Genomic DNA, 20,693 nt, shown 5'->3' with positions numbered 1-20,693 from the left:
CGTGCGACTCGAGCTGATCACCATCGTCGTCGACGACTACGACCGGGCCATCGCCTACTTCACCGGGGCGCTCGGGTTCGACCTGGTCGAGGACTCGCCCTCGCTGACCAACGACGGCCGTCCGAAGCGGTGGGTGGTCGTCCGGCCGCCGGGGGCGGAGACCGGTGTGCTGCTCGCCCGCGCGGACGGCCCGCGCCAGGCCGGCGCCGTCGGGGACCAGGTCGCCGGGCGCGTGGGCTTCTTCCTGCGCGTCGACGACTTCGACGCCGCGTACGCGCGGATGGCGGGCGCGGGCGTCGAGTTCGTCACCGCGCCTCGCGACGAGCCGTACGGGCGGGTCGCGGTGTTCCTCGACATCGCCGGGAACCGCTGGGACCTGCTCGGCCCGGCGGACGGGTGACGAGGCGGCTAGGGGGTGAGGTGGACACGGGCGAGGTGGACACGGGCGAGGCGGACACGGACGAGGCCCCTCGCGGAGTGCGCGAGGGGCCTCGGAGGCCGGACGGGTCAGGGCTGGGCGGGGGGCTGCGTCGGCGTCGGCGTCAGGTTGAGCATCGGCTTGCCGACGAAGAGCGTCGTGCGGCCGAGCATGCCGTTGATGACGCCCGCGGCGGAGGTGTACCAGGCGACCAGGGCGGTGATCACCCCGAAGTAGCCGCCGATCTTGATCGTCGTCTCGCTGGTGGAGAAGTTCCCGATGAACAGGATGATCTCGGTGATCTCCAGGGCGAGGAAGACGCCGAAGACGGCCAGGTTCACCTGCGTGCTCCACAGGAGCATGTACGTGTTGAAGATGGCGAAGGCCAGCAGGATCCAGCCGAGGTCGTTGGCGACCTGGTCGGCGTTGCCCTCCTTGGCGACGAGCAGGATGTAGAGGCCGAGGCCGATCCAGAAGCCGCCGTACGAGGAGAAGGCGGTCGCGCCGAACACGTTGCGGTTGCGGAACTCCCACATGCCGGCCAGGAGCTGGACGAGGCCGCCGTAGCCGAGCGCGTAGCCGAGCCAGGCGTCGGTGCCGTCCGTCCACTGGGCGTTCTTGGCGGAGAGAAGGAACGTGGTGAGGGCGAAGGCGGCCAGCCCGAGCGGGGCGGGGTCGGCGGCCGAGGGCGGGGTTTGAGGAGTGGACTCTTGCTCGACGTAGGTCATGTTGCCTCCTCGTTGGAGTCCCCACGTCGCGGCTTGCTCGGGAGCAGGCGGGGATGGACGAGGGAACGCGGGAACAGACGTTCGGAAAGGCCGCATCGGCGGGACAGGGACTCGCCATGCCGCATGCTGGTCCGACCTCACCGTCATGCCGTGCATCTGGCGCGAGGTTGGACGCGCGTCAGATGCGCCCAGTAACTGCGGAGACCCGTAGTGTCGCTGGCCTCGAGGCGATCATAACTCCGCATGTGTCTCAGGTCACTGTCCTGTTGGACGTCGCTTCACCAAAGAATCGCCGGAAGATGACGGAGCCCCGCCGCCCGATGCGGCGTTCGGACGGCCATGCGTTGAACATCGCGGAACATCGGTGGTCGTGGCGGTTCGGAGGGTGTTGCCTGCCTTCGACTGACCCCGGGGAAGGGACGGCGGGATGAGCGTGTTCGGTGTCGACTACGCGTGGGGACGCCCGGGTGCGTCCGCGCTGCGCGATGCGGGGGCGAAGTTCGTCTGCCGCTACCTCTCGCACGACACGACCGGCAAGAACCTGACGGCCGCCGAGGCGCGGGAGCTGTCGGTGGCCGGCCTGTGGCTGGTCGTCGTGTGGGAGAGCACGGCGTCGCGGGCGCTGTCGGGGCGGGACGGCGGCGCCGCGGACGCGCGGGACGCCGCGGCCCAGGCGAGGGCCTGCGGGATGCCCGCGGACCGGCCGATCTACTTCGCGGTCGACTTCGACGCGACGCCGGAGCAGCAGGCGGCGATCAACGCGTACGCGGACGGCGCGGCGTCCGTCCTCGGGCGCGGTCGGGTGGGGCTCTACGGCGGATACTGGCCGGTCAAGCGGGCTTTCGACGCCAAGAAGATCACGTTCGGGTGGCAGACGTACGCGTGGTCGGGCGGCAACTGGGACTCGCGGGCGCAGCTCCAGCAGTACTCGAACGACCACCGGATCAACGGCGTGGGGGTCGACTACGACCGGGCCGTCCACGACGACTACGGGCAGTGGAAGGCGGGCGGCACGTCCGCGCCGCACGCCCCCGCGTGGCCCGGCCGGTACCTCACGCAGCCGCCCGTCATGCGCGGCGACGACGTGCGGACGTGGCAGGCGCGGATGAAGGCGCGCGGGTGGTCCATCACGGCGGACGGCGTGTACGGCCCGGCCTCGGAGGCGGTGTGCCGGTCGTTCCAGGCCGAGAAGGGCCTCGGCGTGGACGGGATCGTCGGCCCGGCGACCTGGAAGGCGGCGTGGGAGTCGCCGGTCACCTGACGGGCCGCCGGTCAGCCGGCGGGCGGGGGCGCCTCGGGAAGGGTGACGCGGACGGTCGTCCCGCCCGACGGGCGGGAGCGGAGCTCGGCGCGCCCGCCGTGGGCGGCGGCGATGGCGGCGACGATGGGCAGGCCCAGGCCGGTGCCGGTGCTGCCCTGCTCGGCGCGGTGGAAGCGCTCGAACGCGCGGGCCGCGTCCTCGGGCGACATCCCGGGGCCCTCGTCGGAGACCTCGATGACGCCGGGCGCGAGCCGGATCGTCGCGGGCGTCCCCGGCGGGGTGTGCGCGGCGACGTTGGCGAGGAGGTTCGCGAAGACCTGCCGGATGCGGGCCTCGTCGACGTCCGCGACGAGCTCGCCGGGCGCGTCGAGCCGGACGGGATGGCCGGGCGCGGCGGCGGTCGCGTCCGCCACCGCGTCCCTGGCCAGCGCGACGAGGTCGGTCGGGGCGGGCCGGACGGCGGCCTCCCGGTCCAGGCGGGCGAGGTCGAGCAGGTCGGTGACCAGCCGGTTCATCCGGCCGGCCTCGTCCTCGATACGGCGCATCGCGTCGGGCAGCTCGTCCGGGCCGAGGGCGCCGTGCCGGTACAGCTCGGCGTAGCCCTGGATGGTGGTCAGCGGGGTGCGCAGCTCGTGCGAGGCGTCGGCGGCGAACGCGCGGACGCGGGCCTCGGAGCGGCTGCGGGCCCAGAACGCCTGCTCGATCCGGTCGAGCATGACGTTGATGGCGGTCGCGAGCCGGGCGGTCTCGGTGCGGTGGCCGGGGCCGGGCATGCGGGCGCCGAGGTCGCCGCCCGCGGTGATCGCCTGCGCGGTGGCGGCCATCCGGTCCAGCGGCAGCAGCCCGCGGTGGATCAGCCACCGGCCGAGCAGGGCGAGCAGCGCGAGCAGCAGCGCGCCGGTGGCGGCCTCGGTGAGGACCAGGTTCCGGACGGCCGAGTGGATCTCGTCCAGCGGGGAGGCGACGACGACGGTGCCGTTGCGCCAGGGGCGGGCGACGGCGCGCAGCCCCGGCAGGGAGAACGGTTCGAGCGACCGCGCGCGGGCGGCGAGGCCGGCGGTGCCGAGGCGCTCGACCTCGCCGACCGCGTGGTCCGGCGCGGGTGCGTCCCCGCTGAGCACCCGGACCCGCCCGTTCGGCCCGACCGCCAGCACCACGAACCGGGCCGGCGCCACGCCCTGCTCGGGCAGCCCCGGCCGGACCAGCCGGGCGACCGCCCGGTCGCGGGTCGCCTGGAGCTGCCCGTCCACCCGGTGCATCAGGTATCCGTGCAGCACGAGCGCGCTGACCAGCCCCATGATCGTCAGTCCGGCGAGGGTGACGGCGAGCAGGCCGGCGAGCAGCCGGGCGTTGAGCGTCATGGCCGCAGCGCGTACCCCACCCCGCGCTGGGTGTGGATCAGCGGCGTGCCCAGCGGGTCGAGCTTGCGCCGCAGGTAGCTGATGTAGGTCTCGACGACCTGCGGGTTGCCGTGGTCCCAGCCCCAGACGCCCTCCAGCAGCTGGGCGCGCGACAGCACCATCCCGGCGTTGCGCATCAGGTGCGCGAGCAGCCGGAACTCCGTCGGGGACAGGTCGACCTCGACGCCGCCGCGGCGGACCGTCCACTGCCCCTCGTCGAGCTCCAGGTCGGCGACGCGCAGCACCGCGCCGGCGGGCGGCGCGGCCCGCCGCAGCACGGCCCGCACCCGGGCGATGAGCGCCTCGATCGAGAACGGCTTGGTGACGTAGTCGTCGCCGCCGAGGGTGAGCCCGGTGACGGTGTCGGACGGGGTGTCCCGCGCGGTCAGGAAGATCACCGGGACCTGGTCGCCGCCCGCGCGGAGCCGCCGGCACACCTCGAACCCGTCGAGGTCGGGGAGCATGACGTCCAGCAGGACGAGGTCGGGCCGCTCGCCGGCGGCCACGCGCAGCGCGTCCTCCCCGGACGCCGCCGTGACGGTGGCGAAGCCGTGGAAGCGCAGCGCGACCTCGATGAGGTCGCGGATGTTGGCCTCGTCGTCCACGACGAGCACCCGCCGGTTCTCGCTCATGCGCTCCCGCCGTCGGCCTCCGGCCGGGCACCGCGCCCGGCCGCCGTCCTCGCCCCGAAACTACCTCCCGCCGCCGCCTTCCCAGGCCAGAGCGCTCGCCCCGCGCCCGCGGGCCGGCCGCCCGGCGCTCGAAGGAGCTGCGCCGGGCGGCCGCCCTGTACTCCTCAGTCAGCCCTTCTTCGGCTGGCGGACGAACTTGGCGGTGCGGGTGCCGCCGGAGCGCTCGCCGAGCACGAACACCTGCGCGCCGCCGGTGAGCCCGGACAGCGTCGACTTGCCGCCGTCCTTGCGGACGCGGGTGTCGCCGTTGGTGGTCCAGGTCCAGGTGGCGCCGTCGGCGCTGCGGACGGTGAGGGTCGTCCCGGAGACGCCGGTGATCGTGCCGCGCTGCCAGTCGGCGAGGCGGAAGCCGTCCTTGGTGCGGACGGTGGCCTCGCCGTGCACGCCGCGGACGCGGCGGAGGGCGGCCATGCGCTTGCCGTGGCCGGGGTGCTCCTTCGGCGCGGCGGTCGTCGCGGAGGGGGAGGGGGACGGGGCGGAGTTCGCGGCGGCGGGGACGGCGAGGTACAGGCCGAGCCCGAGCAGTCCGGCGGCGCCGGCCCCGGCGGCGATGGTCTTCCTGTTGGTTCGCATGGTGGCCATTGAAGCCGGGCCGGCTGGTAGGAGTCCGTGGCGGATCCTGGGAGAACCCTGGGAATCGGCCGCACGCCTCCTGTGCGCGCTCTCCCGGCGCCGTTCAGTGGAGGGCTCAGTGGAAGGTGCGCAGGCCCTTCAGCATCGCGGCGACGAGCTGGACGGCCTGGTCGCGGGCCTGCGCGGGGTCGGCGGCGTCGGCGATGGTGAGGGCGAGCTCGGTGAGCGCGCCGTAGAGGGCGGCGGCCGAGAGCGGGAGGGGGTGGGCGGGGGCGGCGCCGAGGATCGCGGTGAGGCCGTCCTCCAGGAGGGCGCCGAGGTAGCGCTGGTCCAGCTCGCGCCAGCGCTGCCAGCCGAGCGCGATGGGGCCCTGGAGCAGGACGATCTGGCGGTAGCCGGGCTCGGCGCAGATGTCGAGGAAGGCCCGGATCCCGGCGATGCCGCGGTGCCACGCGTCGCCGCCCGCGCCCTCCACCGCGGCGGCGATGCGCTGGGCGGCCTCGTCCTCGAACTCCTCGAAGACGGCCTCGAACAGGCCCTGCTTGCCGTTGAAGTGGTGGTAGAGGGCGCCGCGGGTGAGGCCGGCGGCGCGGACCAGCTCCTCGGCGGAGACGTCGGCGAAGCCGCGCTCGGTGAAGTGGCGGCGTCCGGTGTCGAGGAGGGCCGTGCGGGTGCTCTCGACGTACTGCTCGCGCCGGCTCTTGACATGCTCCACGCGGCATGTATAACACATACAAGACGTATGTGAGATGCGGTACGTATGGGAGGCGCCATGGAGGCCGAGGTCGCGATCGTCGGAGCGGGCGCCGCGGGGCTGGTCGCGGCCCGCGACCTGGTCCGGGACGGGCACGACGCCGTCGTCCTGGAGGCCCGCGACCGCGTCGGCGGGCGCCTGCTGAACGGCGAGCTCCCCGGCGGCGGGCCGATCGAGGTCGGCGGCCAGTGGGTCGGCCCCGGGCAGGACGAGGTGCTCGCGCTGATCCGCGACCTCGGCCTCACCACCTACCCGACGTACGACGAGGGACGGCACATCGCCGAGTTCGGCGGGCGCCGCAGCGAGTACGCGGGGCGCGTCCCGCGCCTCTCCCCGGCCGCGATCCTCGACATCGGCCAGGGCTCGGCGCGCCTCGACCGGCTCGCCCGCCGCATCCCGGTGGACGAGCCGTGGGCCGCCGCGCACGCCGCGCGCCTCGACGGCCGGACGTTCGGCACCTGGATCCGGCGGAACCTGCACACGCGCGCGGGCCGCTCGTTCATGCGGCTGATCACGCAGGCGGTCTTCGCGGCGGAGCCGGACGACATGTCCGCGCTGTGGGCGGGCTTCTACGTCGCGTCCGCCGGCGGCCTCGACCCGCTGATCGAGACGACCGGCGGCGCGCAGCAGGACCGCGTCTCCGGCGGCTCCCAGCGGATCGCGCTCGCCCTGGCCGACGAGCTCGGCGACCGGGTCGTGCCGAACGCGCCCGTCACCGAGATCGAGTGGACGGACGGCTCCGTCCGGCTCCGCACGCCCCGCGCGGAGGTGCGGGCGCGGCGCGCGGTCATCGCCGTCCCGCCGCCGCTCGCCGCCCGCGTCCGGTACGCGCCCGGCCTGCCCGGCGACCGCGACCAGCTCGTCCAGCGCCTGCCGATGGGCCGCGTGATCAAGGTGAACGTCGTGTACGACGAGCCGTTCTGGCGCGCGGACGGCTTCAGCGGCCAGGCCAACAGCGACCGCCGCGGGTTCGCCGTCGTCTTCGACAACACCCCGGAGGGCGGGGCGCCCGGGGTGCTCGTCGGGTTCCTGGAGGGCCGGCACGCCGACGCCGCCGCGCGGCTCGACCCGGCGTCCCGCCGCGAGCGGGTCCTCGCCGACCTCGCCGGGTACTTCGGCCCGCGCGCCCGCGACCCGATCGCGTTCATCGAGCGGGACTGGGCGGAGGAGGAGTACTCGCGGGGCTGCTACGGCGCGTTCGCCACGCCCGGCACGCTGACGCGGTTCGGCCCCGCCCTGCGCAGGCCCGTCGGGCCGCTGCACTGGGCCGGCACCGAGACCGCCACGCGCTGGGCCGGGTACATGGACGGCGCCGTCGAGTCCGGCCACCGGGCCGCCCGCGAGGTCGCCGCCGCCCTCACCTGATGAGGATTCTCGGCGGGACCCCCTGGTCAGGCCGTTTCGGCGAGGGTCTCCAGGACCTGCTCGCCGTACTTGGCGAGCTTGTTCTCGCCGACGCCGCTCACCTTGCCCAGCTCGGCGAGCGACGACGGCCGCGCCGTCGCGATCTCGCGGAGCGTCGCGTCGTGGAAGATCACGTAGGCGGGGACGCCCTGCTCCTTGGCGGTGGCGGCGCGCCAGGCGCGGAGCCGCTCGAACAGCGGCGCCGCCTCGGCGGGCAGCTCGACGGGCGCCTTGCGCTCCTTCGCGGCCTTCGCCGCCTTCGCCGGGGCCCGTTCGGGCTCGCGGCGCATCGGCACCGTGCGCTCCCCGCGCAGCACGTCCGCGCTCGCCTCGGTCAGCACCAGCGTGCCGTGGTTGCTCTCGACCGCGACGAGGCCCTGCGCCAGCAGCTGCCGGACGACGCCGCGCCACTCCGCCTCGCGCAGCTCCGCGCCGATGCCGAACGACTTCAGCGCGTCGTGGTCGAACTGGATGACCTTGGCGTTCTTCTTGCCGAGCAGGATGTCGATGATGTGGCCGGCGCCGAACTTCTGCCGCCGCTCCCGCTCCAGCCGGACGATCACCGAGAGCACCTTCTGCGCCGCGACGGTCGCGTCCCACGTCTCGGGCGGGGACAGGCACGTGTCGCAGTTGCCGCACGGCTCGCCGGACTGCCCGAAGTAGTTCAGCAGCTGGACGCGGCGGCACTCGACGGTCTCGCAGAGCGCCAGCATCGCGTCCAGGTGCAGGGACTGGCGGCGGCGGAACGCGGCGTCGCCCTCCCCGGAGTCGATCATCTTGCGGAGGTTGACGACGTCCTGCAGCCCGTAGGCGAGCCAGGCCGTGGACGGCAGGCCGTCGCGCCCGGCGCGGCCCGTCTCCTGGTAGTAGCCCTCGACGGACTTGGGCAGGTCGAGGTGCGCGACGAAGCGGACGTCCGGCTTGTCGATGCCCATGCCGAACGCGATCGTCGCGACGATGACGAGGCCGTCCTCGCGCAGGAACCGCGCCTGGTTCGCGGCGCGCGTCTCCGCGTCGAGGCCCGCGTGGTACGGCAGGGCCTCGATGCCGTTCTCGGTGAGGAACGCGGCGTGCTTCTCGACCGAGTTGCGGGACAGGCAGTACACGATGCCCGCGTCGCCCTGGTGCTCGGTCTGCAGCAGCCGGAGGAGCTGCCGCTTCGCGTCGGTCTTCGGCTCGATCCGGTACTGGATGTTCGGGCGGTCGAAGCTCGCGACGAAGTGCCGGGCGTCCTCCAGCCGGAGCCGGGACGCGATCTCGGCGCGGGTCGCCTCCGTCGCGGTCGCGGTCAGCGCGATGCGCGGCACGTCCGGCCAGCGCTCGTGCAGGCCGGACAGCATCAGGTAGTCGGGCCGGAAGTCGTGCCCCCACTGCGACACGCAGTGCGCCTCGTCGATCGCGAACAGCGCGACGTCGCCCCGGTCGAGCAGCTCGACCGCCGCCGGGACGCGCAGCCGCTCCGGCGCGAGGTAGAGCAGGTCGAGCTCGCCCGCGAGGAACTGGGCCTCCACGACGCGGCGCTCGTCGAGGTCCTGCGTGGAGTTGAGGAAGCCGGCGTTGACGCCGAGCGCGCGCAGCGCGTCCACCTGGTCCTGCATGAGCGCGATCAGCGGCGAGATCACGACGCCGGTGCCCTTCCGGACCAGCGACGGGATCTGGTAGCACAGCGACTTGCCGCCGCCGGTCGGCATCAGGACCAGCGCGTCCCCGCCCCCGACGACATGCTCGATGATCTCCCGCTGCCCGTCCCGGAACGCGTCGTACCCGAACACGCGCCGCAGCGTGTCCAGTGTCTCCGGGGTCTCGAGGAAGTCGGGGGAGGCCATCGGCCCATACTATGAGCGCCCGCCGACAGCCGTCCCCGGGATGGGGTCAGAGGGCGGTGAGCAGGGCGGGGGTCAGCTCGTCGAGGTCCTTCGCGACGTGCGCGGCGAGCGCGAGCGCGTCGTCCGAGGGCGGGTGCGCCTCGCGCGGGATCGCGATCACCGTCATCCCGGCCGCGTGCGCGGAGCGCAGGCCGTTGCTGGAGTCCTCGACCGCGACGCACTCCTCGGGCGGGACCTCCAGCTGACCGGCCACGGCGAGGTAGCCGTCCGGTGCGGGCTTTCCGGCGTCGACCTCCTCGGTGGACAGGGTTGCGCGGAACAGCGACTCGATCCCGAGCTGCCCGAGCACCAGGTCGATCAGCGCGCGCGGGGACGAGCTGGCCAGGCCGAGCGGGCGGAACGCGGCGAGCCGGTGGACGGCGTCCTCGGCGCCCGGCAGCAGCGGCGGCCCCGCCGCGTACCGCTGGGACATCTCGTCGATCACCGCATAGGCGACCTCCTCCGCGGTGACGCCGTCGACGAGGTCTGCCGCGATGTACCGGGCCCACTCCACGGTGCTCATGCCCATGAGGCGCCGCTGCGTGTCGGGCAGCCACCGCCCGCCGTGGGACGCGACGTAGCCGCGCCGCACCTCCTCCCACACCGGTTCGGAGTCGATCAGCACGCCGTCCAGGTCGAAAACGATGGCCTCCAAGGGCATGGCCCCTCCCGGGAATCGGCGCCGCCTACGGCAACGATCATTACCCACCGCGCTCGGCGGGCAACCTCGGGTCATCAATCGGACTAACAGCCCCTGACCTGGATTTATCCGACGAATTCGACATGATCGGCTTCGCGTCTGGCATGGTGGTGGGCCTCCGTACCCCCTCCGGAGTCACCGCAGAGGAGATCTGCACATGGCGTTCATCGGACTGCTCCTGCTCGCCGCGGCCGTCGCGGTCGCCGCCGGGATCATCATGGACAACACCGACCCCTCCCACCTCACCGCCTTCGGCCAGGCCGTCCCCGGCATCCACAACGAGTGGCAGGTCTTCCTCGCCGGCGCGGCCGTCGCCGTCGTCTTCGTCGTCGGCGTGATGCTCACCTTCGCCGGCGCCGGCCGCATCCTGCGCGCCCGCCGCGACCTGCGCTACCTGCGCGAGGAGCACGAGGAGTCGCTGACCACGCTCGAGATGGAGAAGCGCCGGCTCCAGCGCGAGCTCGCCCGCGTCCGGCAGACCGGCGGCCCCGCGCCGTCCGCGCCGCCGGCGCGTTCCGGCGCGGGTGCGCCGCCGCTGTCGCGCCAGGGCGCCGCCGCGCCGTCCGCCCCCGCCCCGGCCCCGGCGCCCGCCGCGTCCGGCCCGCAGGCCCCCCGTGGCGGACCCCGCTCCCAGGTCTCCGCCCGCTCCCCGTTCTTCGACCGGGCCGACTGACGCCCGCCCGCCGGGCCGTCCCCGGTCGTTCCGGATGATGAGCCGCACCCATGGCGAATCGCCGCGCAGAGGGATGAATTCCGCGTCCTGCCCTACGATCCTCGTGCTGTGCGCATCCTCATCAAGGTCGTCATCACCGCGATCGCCCTCTGGGCCGCCACCGCGCTGATCGACGGCATCACCCTCACCGGCCGGGACACCGCCCACCGCGCGCTGACACTGCTCTGCGTCGCGGTCATCTTCGGCCTGGTCAACGCCGTCATCAAGCCGATCGTGAAGACGCTCGGCTGTGCCTTCTACATCCTCACCCTCGGCCTCATCGGCCTCGTCGTGAACGGCCTGCTGCTCTGGCTGACCAGCGCCCTCGCCGGCCGCCTCGACCTGCCGTTCCACGTCAGCGGGTTCTGGCCGGCCTTCTGGGGCGCGATCGTCGTCGGCGTCGTCGGCTGGCTCCTGCATGTCCTCGTCCCCGGCGACGACGACGATGACGACGACCGGGACTGACTAGCTCCCGTCCCCCACCAGCCGGGGTGCGGCGACCGCGCAACGCGCGAACACGCCGTGCCCCGGCTGTTCGTCATCAGGCGAGCCCACGAGGACCCAGCGGGCCGCCCTGACGGCGCCGACCAGGAAGTCCGCGTCGTCGAGCGCGCCCACCGCGACCAGGGCGCCGAACCGCTCGCCCGGCACCGCCGCCCCCACGCCCACCGGCGTCCCGACCACCAGGTCCGCAGCGGGCAGCAGCGCGGCGCCGTCCGCCTCGCCGCCTCCCAGGAGCCCGCCCAGCTCCTCGATCCGGGCCATCGCCGCCCGCCGGCGCTCCCCGAACACCTCGGGATCGTCCGCCGGGTCCGCTCCGAACACCTCCCGGACCTTCTCCCGCGACCGCGCCTCCGTCTCCGCCGCCGCCCGCAGGTCCGCCTCGGCGGCGGCCGTCTCCGCCTCGCCCTCCGCGCCGCGCCGGTCGAGCTCCGCCCGTCCCTCGGCGGCGCGTGCCACCGCCGCCTCCGCGTCCGCCCGCGCGCGTTCGACCGCCGCGAGAGCCTCCTCCCGGCCCGTCCGCGCGGCCTCCACCCGCTCCTCGATCACCCGGGCGGCCTGCTGCGCCGCCCGCGCCTCCAGGCCCGCCTGCGTCGCCCGGTCCACCGACTCCGCCGCGCGCCGCGCCTGCTCCTGGTGCTCCGCGCCCGCCGTCTCCCGCTCCGTCGCCAGCCACGCCAGCTCCGTCGTCAACCGCTCCTGCGCCTCCCGCGCCGTCGCCAGCCGCGGCCCGCTCTCCGCCACGAACGTCGCGAGGCCCTGCCGGTGCGCCTCCGCGCGCTCCGCCGCGTCCTTCGCCTCCTGCGCGCGCTTCGCCGCCTCGTCCGCCTCCCGCGCCCGCGCCCGTACCTCCGCCCGGACGCTCCGCAGGTTCGACGGCGGCGCCGCCACATGCAACCGCTGCGTCAGCGTCATCTTCCGCCGCACCGCCGCCAGCGCCGACTCCGCCGACACCAGCCGGTAGTAGGCCGCGTGGCCCTCCGCCGACGCGTCGGCGTCCACGGCGGCCAGCCTGTCCGCCTCCTCCATCGCCGCTGGCAACGCCGCCTGCGCGCGCGCCAGCTCGTCCTTCAGCGACGCCTCCACCTGCTGCGCGTCCCGCAGCTCGTTCTGCGCCTCATGGGTCCGCTGTTCCAGCTGCGTGCACCGCGCGAACGCCTCGTCCGCCACCCGCGTCAGCTCGCTCGCCTCAGCGCCCGCCGCGTCCGCGAGCGCCTGCAACCGCTCCGCCTCCGCGCGCGGACCGGCCAGCTCCTCCTCCGCCTCCCGCTGCACCGCGACCAGCCGCTCGGCCTCGGCCTCCGCCTCGGCGGCCCGCTCCTCCGCGCTCTGCGCCGCGTCCCGCGCCTCCTCGATCCCGCTCGCGATGCTCGCCAGCTCCGCTTCCAGCGCCTCCTTCCGCGCGGCCGTCTCCGCCCGCACCGCCGCCAGCGCCTCCGCGTCCCGAGGCCACTGCTCCAGCAGCATCAACCCGCGCCGCAGCGCTCCCGCCTCGGCCCGCCATGTCCGAGGCCATCCCTCGCCGACGGCCCGCAACGCGGCTTCCAGCGCGCGCGCCTCCGCGGCCTCGGACGCGCCCTCCATGCGCTCGTAGACCTCATCGGCCGGCCCGGGCAGCGTCGAGCCGGGATCGGCGCCGTCTCCCGCAGAACGCTCGGCCGCGCCGGGCAGGGCCTCGCCGATGCCGCCATGGGCGTCTGAGCCACCTGCCGCCGGTGCCGCATCCTCCGCGTGCGCGCCGGTCTCCCTTGCCGGATCTCCGGACGCATCGCTCAGCGTCGCCTCTGCGGCGCTCTCCTCGGGCGGGACGTCAGGACGCGCCCCGGCCTCGCCTTGCACGTGTTCCGCCGACGCGGTGCCAGGGCTCTGCTCGTCGGGCACCGGGACGGGGAGCGCCATGGTCTCCGTGGAGTCCGGGGCGCTCGGGCCGGACGGGGCTCCGGCGTCGTCGCCTGGCCGTCCGGGCAGCGCATGGGCCGCCGTCGCCTCCGCCGAGGCGAGGACGTCCGGGCTTGCCCCGGGTTCGGGATGGTCCGGCGCGGCGGGCTGCTCGTCGTCCGCCATGGGGCCGGGCAGGGCCTCCGCGCGCGTCGCGTCCGCGCCGGGAAGGAGGTCGTCTCCCACGGGGGCGGGCAGCGGTTCGGCTCGCGTCGCGTCCGCGGCGTCCGCCTCAGGCATGCCTTCAGCGCGCGCGCCGGGCAGGGGCTCGGCCCGCGTCGCTCCAGCGCCGGGCTCGGGGAGGCCGGTCACCGGCTTGAACTCGACGGTCCCGTGGGATCCGAAGTCGTTCCGGGCCGGCGCCGCGGCGGCGTCCTCCTCCTGCGGCTGGACGGCCTCGGGGGCGGCGGGCTCCGCCGGGGCGGCGTCAGCGGGCGGCTCGTCGGGGAGCGTCGGAAGCTTGAGGGTCTCGTCGGACCGGGCGGGCTGCACCGACGGAGCGGGCTGCACCGACGGGGCGGGCTGCACGGGCGGAGCGGGCGGCACGGACGGAGTCGGCGACACGGACGGCGCGGGCGGCGGCGCGGCGGGCCGGGGCGGCCCGGTCTCGATGAGGAGGGTGCGGATCTCCGGGTCGTCCTGGACGGCTTCGAGGAGCTCGGCGGCCTTCTCGGGGGTGGGCGCGAGGAGCAGGGTGCGCTCGCCGGCGGCCTTGAGGTCCCCGAGGAGGGACCGGACGGTCTCCGCCTCGTCCGCCGTCCGCACGAGGCGGACCGCGCCCGTCTCCTCAAGAGTCCCGGTCTCTTCGAGGGTGCCCGGGGCGACGAGGAGGCGGGCAAGGGTCTCCCAGTCGCCGGCGACACGTGCGCCCCGGAGCGCCCGGAGCGCGTCGATCTGGGCCGTCCAGCCGAGCGCGTCGTCCTCAAGGCCCGACTGGAGATGCTCGTACTGTTCCGTCAGCGGCGCGTAGACGTTCTCGACGAGTTCGGGACCGCCCCAGGAGACCTCCTCCACGCCCAGGGCCGGCGTCTCCTCCACCGGAGCCTCGGCCAGCGGGATCGTCTCCAGGTCAGGACGGGCGTCGAGCTCGGGCTCCGGCACGCCGTCCGGCCCGTTGGGTTCCGTTGAGTGGTTCACCTACGCCATCCCGTCCCAGATCGACCCGGGGCCGTATGTGTCCCCTTTTGCCCGCGTCTAACGTCTCACATGGAAACGATCACTCGTGGCCCGCGCGGTCGCGCGTGATGATCTTCACCGGTCAGTGCGGATTCGTGGCCAGGAGCTCGGCCAGGAGGTCGTCCAGGGTGACGATCCCGGCGAACGCGCCGCGGTCGCCGTTGACGACGGCGAGCTGCGCGCGGGCGCGGCGCATCCGGCTGACGGCGTCCAGGACGGTGGTCTCCGCGGTGAGGGCCGGCGCCGGGTAGGCGAGCTCGCCCGCGGGCCGGTCGCCGTCCGGCTCGGTGATGGCGGCGCGGACGTGCACGATGCCGGTGGCGGTGCCGTCCGGGCCGCGGACGAGGAGCCGGCTGTGGCCGCTCGCGGTCGCGGTGCGGCGGATGTCGGCGGCGGACGCGCCCGCGTCGATCGTGGTCACCGACGAGGCGGGGATGACCAGGTGCCGGACGGTCGCCTCGCGCGCGGAGATCGCGCGGCGGAGCAGCTCGTGGTCGTGGCGCCCGATGAGGCCGAGGCGGCGGGACTCGCCGACCAGGTGGCTGAGCCGGGCCGGGTCGGTGTGGCTGTCCAGCTCGTCGCGGGGGGTGACCCGGACGAGCCGCAGCAGCCCGTTGGTCGTGGCGTTCAGCGCGGCGAGGATCGGGCGCGACACCTTCGCGAACCCGCGGAACGGCAGCGCGAGCAGGACCGCGGAGCGCTCCGGGTTCACGATCGCCCAGGACTTCGGCGCCATCTCGCCGACGACCATGTGCAGGAACGTGATGACGCCGAGGGCGCAGGCGAGGGCGGCGGCCTTGGCGCCGGCATCGGGGACGCCGACGGCGTGCAGGGGCGGTTCGAGGAGGTGCTCGAACGCGGGCTCGGTGACGATCGCGAGGCCCAGCGAGCACATCGTGATGCCGAACTGCGCGCCGGCGAGCATCAGCGACAGCTCGCGGACGCCCGCGAGGGCCGCCGCGGCGGGGCGGCTGCCCTTGCCGGCGGCGCGTTCCAGCTGGGACCGGTTGGCGGCGACGAGCGCGAACTCCGACGCGACGAAGAAGCCGTTCCCGATCAGCAGCAGGACGGTGACGAGCAGGGAGGTCAGCGGGTCCATGACACCTCCTCGGCGTCCGGGGACGGCGCGGCGGCGCACGGCGGGTCGGAGACCTCCGGCCGGCCGGACGGCGCCGGGGCGGCGGCGGTGCGGATCCGGATCTTCTCGGCGACGCGGCGGGCGACGCTGACGACCTCCAGCTCGGCGTGCCCGGCCGCGCCGTCCAGGGCGACGGTGAGGCGGTCGCCGGGGCAGGGGAGGCGGCGCAGCTCGGCCATGACGAGGCCGCCGAGGGTGTCGTAGGCGTCGCCCTCGGGCAGGTCGAGGCCGGTGAGGCGGCCGACCTCGTCGATGCGCATGCCGGCGTCGACGAGCCAGGACCCGTCGGGGCCGCTGGTCGGGGCGTCCTCGCGGGCGTCGGTCTCGTCGGCGATCTCGCCGACGAGCTCCTCGGCGACGTCCTCGAAGGTGAGGATTCCGGCGAGGCCGCCGTACTCGTCGACGACGCAGGCGAACTCCTCGCCGGACTCGCGCATCCGCTCGATGACGCCGTACAGCGGCTGGCTGCCGGGGACGAGCAGCGCGGGGCGGGCGATCCGCCCGACCGGGGTGGCCGGGTCGAGCGCGTCGTCGGCGACCTCGCGGACCCCGGCGACGCCGATGACGTCGTCGACCTCGCCGTCGTACACGGGGTAGGCGCTGTGCCCGGTCTCGCGGATCAGCGCGACGAGGTCGGCGGCGGGCGCGGTGGACGGCAGCGTGCTGACCTGCGGGCGCGGGACCATGACCTCGTCGGCGGTGAGGTCGCCGAACGACAGGGCGCGGTCGAGGAGGCCGGACAGGTCGGCGGGCAGGTGGCCGGAGCTCTGCGACTTGCCGATGATGTCGCCGAGCTCCTCCAGGGTGGCGCCGCTGTGCAGCTCCTCGACGGGCTCGACGCCGACGAGGCGCAGCAGCCGCTCGGCGGCGCGGTCGAACAGCCGGATCAGCGGCCCCGCCACGGCCAGGTAGACGAGCGTGGACGCGGCCAGCGCGCGCGCCAGCGACTCAGCGCGGGCCAGGGCGAGGTTCTTGGGGAACAGCTCGCCCAGCAGCATCTGGATCAGCGTGGCCAGCACGAACCCGGCGGCCAGCGCGATCGCGCCGGTGGCGCCCGCGGGCACGCCCGCGGCGTCCAGCAGCGGCCTGATCAGCTCGGCCAGGGCGGGCTTGGCGATGAACCCGACGACCAGCGTGGTCATCGTGATGCCGAGCTGCGCGCCGGACAGCATGAACGACAGCCGGCCGATGACCTTCACGGCCCGGCGGGCGGACGCGTCGCCGCGCGCGGCGGCCTGCTCGAGGGACGCGCGGTCGGCGGCGACGTAGGCGAATTCCTGGGCGACGAAATATCCGGTCGCGGCGGTGAGAACGATCACCGCGAGCACTCCCAGCGCCGCCGTCAGCATGGGGCACCGGGTCTATGACTGGGGTCCGACACCGCGGACTCACCACTCCTCTCATCTGGGCCTACCTGCGTAACGCCGCCTCGGGCGGCGAGGTTCCCGGCGCACCAGGGTAAAGCCCCTCGCCGATCGTCCCACCGGCGCGGCGGCCTGTCCCGCGAGGACAGGCGCTTGTGTCGCCAAGTGTCACGGATCACACTTGTTGGGGAGAGCGTGCCCGATACTTGGACGGTCCTTTGCTCCCAGGCCGCCGGAACGAGGGTGCGCACGGGGACCGAGAGAACCGAACGCGGGGCTGAGGTGGACGAGAGCGGGGCCGGGGCCGCCGCGCCCATGAGCCGGGAGGGGGTCGACCATGCCCTCAGGACGCTCGGCGCGGAGCGGGAGCGGATCGCGGCGTCCCTGCTGGAGCTCGACGGCCACACCGGCGTCCGGCTGCTGAAGGGCGCCCGGCTCACCGGCGAGACGTGGCGGCGCTGGGAGCGGGTGCGGGACCGGCTGACGCTGCTGTGGCGGGTCTTCGACGCCTACCAGCGGGTGCTGGACGCGGCGTGCGCGCTGCGCGGCCGGTCGCCGCGCCCGGACGTGCCGACGCTGGTGGAGCTGACCGGGATGCTGTCGGGGCGGTCGGTGGAGCTGCCGGACGGCGAGATCCCCCTCGAGGACCGGACGCTGCTCGGCCCGCAGGAGAAGCGCGCGACGCTGGACGAGGCGGTCGGGATGATGTCCGACGCGTTCGCGTTCGTGGCGAAGGAGGTCGCGGCGGCGGACGCGGCGTGGTCGGCGCTGCTGAAGCCGCTGGAGGAGGCGGAGGAGAGCTGGCAGCGGACGGCGCGGCTGGCGCACTCCCTGGACGGCACCCGGCACCCGGAGCTGGACCGGCTGGGCCGCGAGCTGACGTCGCTCGGCCGGCTGGTCCGCACCGATCCGCTGTCGCTGTGCCCGGACGGCCGTCCCGACACCGCGCGGCTGGACCGGGTCCGCGCGTCGCTGCGGTCGATCGGCGACGAGCTGGCCGGGGTGGCGCGGCTCCGCGACGAGTACGCCGAGCTGGTCGCGGGCCTCGGCGAGGCGATCGGGCGGGTCGAGGAGACCGAGCGGCGGGCCTGGGAGGCGCACGCGACGGTGCTGCTGAAGATCCACGCGCCGAACGTGCCGGCGCCGTCGCGGGGGCTCGGGGAAGGGCTGCGGGACCGGCTCGCCGCGCTGGAGCGGCTGCGCGAGGCGGGCCGCTGGGTGGAGATGGCGGGCCGGGTCGCGGCGCTGGAGAGCGCGGCGGCGGAGGCGCTGGAACGGGCGCGCGACGATCTGCGTCTCAGCGAGGGGCTCCTCGACCGGCGGGGCGAGCTGCGCGGGCGCCTGGAGGCGTACCGGGCGAAGGCGGCGCGGCTCGGCCTCGCCGAGGACGAGGCGCTCACGGCGCTGCACCGGCTGGCCCGGGACGTGCTGTGGTCGGCGCCGTGCGACCTGCGCCGTGCGACCGCGCTGCTCGCCGAGTACCAGCGCGCGATCAGGGCGCGCGAGAACGACGGGACGGGGACCACATGACCCGATGCACCCAGCCCGGCTGCACCGGAGAGGTCGGCGAGGACGGCTTCTGCGACGTGTGCGGGATGGCACCGCTGGCGGAGCCCCCGCCCGCGGACCCGGGAGGCTCCGGCCCGGTGGCCGGGCCGCCGCCCGGGCCGCCCGCCGCGCTCTCGTCCGGGCCGCCGTCCGGCGGGTCCGGGCCGGTGGCGCCCGTCTCGCCGGCTCCGGTGACGGTGGTGAACGCGCCGGCGACGTCGGTCGAGCGGCCCGCGCCCCGGCCGGGCGGCGGTCCCGCGCCCGGGACGGGCCCGTCCGTCCCCTCGGGGACCGCCGGGCCGGGCGGGTCGAGCGGGCCGGGCGGGTCGAGCGGGCCGGGCGGGTCGAGCGGGCCGGGCGGATCGGGCGGATCGGGCGGGTCGCGCAGCGAGCCCACGAGCGGGTCCGGGAGCTCGGGCCGCACCGCGTCCCGCGGCGGGACGCGCGGGACGGGCTCCAGCGGGTCCGCGCGGCGCGGGATGCTCGGCGCCGGGCTGGTCGAGGTGCCGCCGGTCCCGTTCCGCGACCCCGCGTCCGCGATCATGGAGAACCCGGAGGTCCCGGAGAACCGGCGGTACTGCAGCCGGTGCGGCGAGAAGGTCGGCCGCGGCCGGGACGGGCGGCCGGGCCGCACCGAGGGGTTCTGCGCGACCTGCGGGCACCGGTTCTCCTTCACCCCGAAGCTGAAGCCCGGCGAGCTGCTCGGCGGGCAGTACGAGGTGCTGGGCTGCCTCGCGCACGGCGGCCTCGGCTGGGTGTACCTGGCGCGCGACCACAACGTCAGCGAGCGGTGGGTGGTGCTGAAGGGCCTGCTGGACACCGGCGACGCCGACTCCCTCGCCGCCGCCGCGGCCGAGCGGGCGTTCCTCGCCGAGGTCGAGCACCCCAACATCGTCAAGATCTACAACTTCGTGCGGCACGGCGACTCCGGCTACATCGTGATGGAGTACGTCGGCGGGCGCTCGCTCAAGGAGATCCTGCTCGCGCGCCGCGAGGAGGAGGGCGACCAGGCGGCGCTGCCGCTCGGGCAGGTGCTGGCCTACGGCCTGGAGGTGCTGAGCGCGCTCGGCTACCTGCACGGCGTCGGGCTGCTGTACTGCGACTTCAAGCCGGACAACGCGATCCAGTCCGAGGAGCAGCTGAAGCTGATCGACCTCGGCGGGGTGCGGCGCGCGTTCGACGTGGACAGCCCGATCTTCGGCACCCCCGGCTACCAGGCGCCGGAGATCGGCTCGTCGGGCCCGTCGGTCGTGTCGGACCTGTACACGGTCGGCCGGACGCTCGCCGTGCTGAGCTTCCCGTTCCGCGGCTACACGCGGCGGCACCTGCGCAGCCTGCCGCCGCGCGAGGAGGTGCCGCTGTTCCAGCGGCACGAGTCGTACCACCGGCTGCTGCGCCGGGCGACGCATCCCGATCCGGCGCGCCGGTTCCAGAGCGCGGCGGAGATGGCCGAGCAGCTGACCGGGGTGCTGCGCGAGGTGCTGTCGGCGGAGGACGGGAAGGCCCGTCCGGCGCCGTCGCCGCTGTTCGGCCCGGAGCAGCACACCGCCGGGACCGACATCATCGACCCCGACCCGGCGCGCGACGGCGCGACGCCGGTGCTGGCGCCGCTGGAGCCGGGCGCGGCGGCGATCGCGCTGCCCGTCCCGCTCGTGCACGGCTCGGACCCGGCCGCCGCGTTCCTCGCCGGGCTGACCGCCCGCGACCCGGGCGACCTCGCGGCGGCGCTGGCCGCCGCGCCGGTGGCGTCGCGGGAGGTGCGGTTCGCGCTGGTCCGGGTCCGGATCGAGCTGGGCGACCTGGACGTCGCCGCGCGGCTGCTGGGGGAGCTGGAGGCCGAGCAGCCCGACGACTGGCGGGTCGACTGGTACCGGGGCGCCCGCGCGCTGGCGGACGGCCGCGCCGCCGACGCCGCCGCCGTGTTCTCCGACCTGTACGACCTGATGCCGGGCGAGCAGGCGCCGAAGCTCGCGCTCGGCTTCTGCAAGGAGCTGCTGGGCGAGCACGTGGCCGCCGGGCGCTTCTACGCGACGGTCTGGCGCACCGACCCGACGCACGTCAGCGCCGCGTTCGGGCTGGCCCGCGCGTACCTGGCGGGCGGCGACCGGGGCAGCGCGGGACGCGTGCTGGACTCGGTGCCGCGCATCTCCAGCCACTACCTGGCCGCGCAGCTCGGCGCGGTCGGGGCGGCGGTGCGGGGCCGTCCGGCCGGGGAGCTGAACGCGGCGGCGCTGGTGGAGGCGGGGCGGCGGCTGCGGTCGCTGCGGCTGGACACCGAGCGGTACTCGGCGTTCGTCGCGGAGGTGCTGGAGGCCGCGCTCGGCTGGCTGCGCGCCGACCGGACCCCGGCGCAGCTGCGACCGGAAAAGGACATCCTCGGCATCCCGCTGGAAGAGCCTCGACTGCGGGCGAAGCTGGAGGAGACTTACCGGGTGCTCGCCAAGCTCGCGGACGGACCGGGACACCGCCACGCGATGGTGAAGCGCGCCAACGCCGTCCGCCCGAGGACGCTGTTCTGACG

General features: G+C 75.2%; 18 protein-coding genes. 7 read left to right on the top strand and 11 right to left on the bottom strand.

What is annotated here, in order from left to right; genetic code table 11:
* Position 1 precedes the first annotated feature (1 nt).
* Positions 2-400, top strand: coding sequence for a VOC family protein (locus amrb99_RS01150; RefSeq protein ID WP_190850942.1), 399 nt, complete (start codon positions 2-4; stop codon positions 398-400).
* A gap of 107 nt (positions 401-507) precedes the next feature.
* Here amrb99_RS01150 and amrb99_RS01145 read toward each other — a convergent pair whose 3' ends face one another.
* On the bottom strand, positions 508-1,146 hold the full coding sequence (locus amrb99_RS01145; RefSeq protein WP_190850940.1) for an acetate uptake transporter: 639 nt from the start codon (positions 1,144-1,146) through the stop codon (positions 508-510).
* A 427-nt stretch (positions 1,147-1,573) separates the two neighbouring features.
* Between amrb99_RS01145 and amrb99_RS01140 the strand changes: the two genes are divergently transcribed.
* Complete coding sequence (locus amrb99_RS01140; protein WP_241755114.1) at positions 1,574-2,407, top strand: glycoside hydrolase domain-containing protein; 834 nt, start codon at positions 1,574-1,576, stop codon at positions 2,405-2,407.
* Between the two features lie 11 nt (positions 2,408-2,418).
* On the opposite strand, the gene amrb99_RS01130 is transcribed toward amrb99_RS01140, so the two are convergent.
* The 4 genes from amrb99_RS01130 to amrb99_RS01115 form a co-directional block, all read right to left on the bottom strand.
* The gene (locus amrb99_RS01130) at positions 2,419-3,768 is read right to left on the bottom strand and encodes a HAMP domain-containing sensor histidine kinase (protein WP_190850938.1); all 1,350 of its coding nucleotides are present in this window, start codon (positions 3,766-3,768) and stop codon (positions 2,419-2,421) included.
* On the bottom strand, positions 3,765-4,439 hold the full coding sequence (locus amrb99_RS01125; RefSeq protein ID WP_190850935.1) for a response regulator transcription factor: 675 nt from the start codon (positions 4,437-4,439) through the stop codon (positions 3,765-3,767). The genes amrb99_RS01130 and amrb99_RS01125 overlap by 4 nt, the downstream gene beginning before the upstream one ends.
* A 168-nt stretch (positions 4,440-4,607) precedes the next feature.
* The gene (locus amrb99_RS01120; protein WP_190850933.1) at positions 4,608-5,072 is read right to left on the bottom strand and encodes a DUF5666 domain-containing protein; all 465 of its coding nucleotides are present in this window, start codon (positions 5,070-5,072) and stop codon (positions 4,608-4,610) included.
* A 115-nt stretch (positions 5,073-5,187) separates the two neighbouring features.
* Complete coding sequence (locus tag amrb99_RS01115) at positions 5,188-5,787, bottom strand: TetR/AcrR family transcriptional regulator (protein WP_206699737.1); 600 nt, start codon at positions 5,785-5,787, stop codon at positions 5,188-5,190.
* A 57-nt stretch (positions 5,788-5,844) separates the two neighbouring features.
* Between amrb99_RS01115 and amrb99_RS01110 the strand changes: the two genes are divergently transcribed.
* Positions 5,845-7,191 carry an FAD-dependent oxidoreductase gene (locus amrb99_RS01110; RefSeq protein ID WP_190850928.1) on the top strand — a complete coding sequence of 449 codons (1,347 nt, stop codon included), beginning with the start codon at positions 5,845-5,847 and terminating at the stop codon, positions 7,189-7,191.
* A gap of 26 nt (positions 7,192-7,217) precedes the next feature.
* Here amrb99_RS01110 and recQ read toward each other — a convergent pair whose 3' ends face one another.
* Together recQ and amrb99_RS01100 are read right to left on the bottom strand one after the other, a co-directional pair.
* Positions 7,218-9,056: a DNA helicase RecQ gene (recQ, locus tag amrb99_RS01105; protein ID WP_190850926.1), complete on the bottom strand. Its 1,839-nt coding sequence runs from the start codon at positions 9,054-9,056 to the stop codon at positions 7,218-7,220.
* 46 nt (positions 9,057-9,102) lie between these two features.
* Positions 9,103-9,756, bottom strand: coding sequence for an HAD family phosphatase (locus tag amrb99_RS01100; RefSeq protein WP_190850924.1), 654 nt, complete (start codon positions 9,754-9,756; stop codon positions 9,103-9,105).
* Between the two features lie 196 nt (positions 9,757-9,952).
* Between amrb99_RS01100 and amrb99_RS01095 the strand changes: the two genes are divergently transcribed.
* Both amrb99_RS01095 and amrb99_RS01090 read left to right on the top strand, forming a co-directional pair.
* The gene (locus amrb99_RS01095; RefSeq protein WP_190850922.1) at positions 9,953-10,468 is read left to right on the top strand and encodes a hypothetical protein; all 516 of its coding nucleotides are present in this window, start codon (positions 9,953-9,955) and stop codon (positions 10,466-10,468) included.
* 108 nt (positions 10,469-10,576) lie between these two features.
* Complete coding sequence (locus amrb99_RS01090) at positions 10,577-10,972, top strand: phage holin family protein (protein WP_190850920.1); 396 nt, start codon at positions 10,577-10,579, stop codon at positions 10,970-10,972.
* Here the strand turns inward: amrb99_RS01090 and amrb99_RS01085 are convergent, their stop codons facing one another.
* The 3 genes from amrb99_RS01085 to amrb99_RS01075 form a co-directional block, all read right to left on the bottom strand.
* Entirely contained in the window at positions 10,973-14,083 is a 3,111-nt protein-coding gene (locus tag amrb99_RS01085; protein WP_190850918.1) for a hypothetical protein, read from the bottom strand. It lies immediately after the preceding gene.
* Between the two features lie 121 nt (positions 14,084-14,204).
* A complete protein-coding gene (locus amrb99_RS01080; RefSeq protein WP_190850916.1) occupies positions 14,205-15,221 on the bottom strand; it encodes a hemolysin family protein in 1,017 nt (338 codons plus the stop codon).
* Entirely contained in the window at positions 15,209-16,609 is a 1,401-nt protein-coding gene (locus amrb99_RS01075) for a hemolysin family protein (protein WP_190850914.1), read from the bottom strand. Before amrb99_RS01075 ends, amrb99_RS01080 begins: the two co-directional genes overlap by 13 nt.
* A 297-nt stretch (positions 16,610-16,906) precedes the next feature.
* Here amrb99_RS01075 and amrb99_RS01070 point away from each other — a divergent pair, with 297 nt between their 5' ends.
* Complete coding sequence (locus tag amrb99_RS01070) at positions 16,907-18,154, top strand: hypothetical protein (protein WP_347256482.1); 1,248 nt, start codon at positions 16,907-16,909, stop codon at positions 18,152-18,154.
* On the opposite strand, the gene amrb99_RS52940 is transcribed toward amrb99_RS01070, so the two are convergent.
* Positions 18,117-18,716, bottom strand: a complete 600-nt coding sequence (locus tag amrb99_RS52940; protein ID WP_347256497.1) for a hypothetical protein — start codon at positions 18,714-18,716, stop codon at positions 18,117-18,119. The two genes, amrb99_RS01070 and amrb99_RS52940, sit on opposite strands and share 38 nt — an antisense overlap.
* On the opposite strand from amrb99_RS52940, the gene amrb99_RS01065 reads away from it, so the two are divergent.
* Positions 18,652-20,691, top strand: coding sequence for a tetratricopeptide repeat protein (locus amrb99_RS01065; protein WP_347256495.1), 2,040 nt, complete (start codon positions 18,652-18,654; stop codon positions 20,689-20,691). The two genes, amrb99_RS52940 and amrb99_RS01065, sit on opposite strands and share 65 nt — an antisense overlap.
* The last annotated feature ends 2 nt before the right edge of the window (positions 20,692-20,693 follow it).

The sequence above is a fragment of the Actinomadura sp. RB99 genome (assembly GCF_014706005.1).
GTDB lineage: Bacteria > Actinomycetota > Actinomycetes > Streptosporangiales > Streptosporangiaceae > Spirillospora.
Note: the sequence above shows the minus strand (reverse complement) of the source record. Positions and strands in the feature narration are given on the sequence as shown.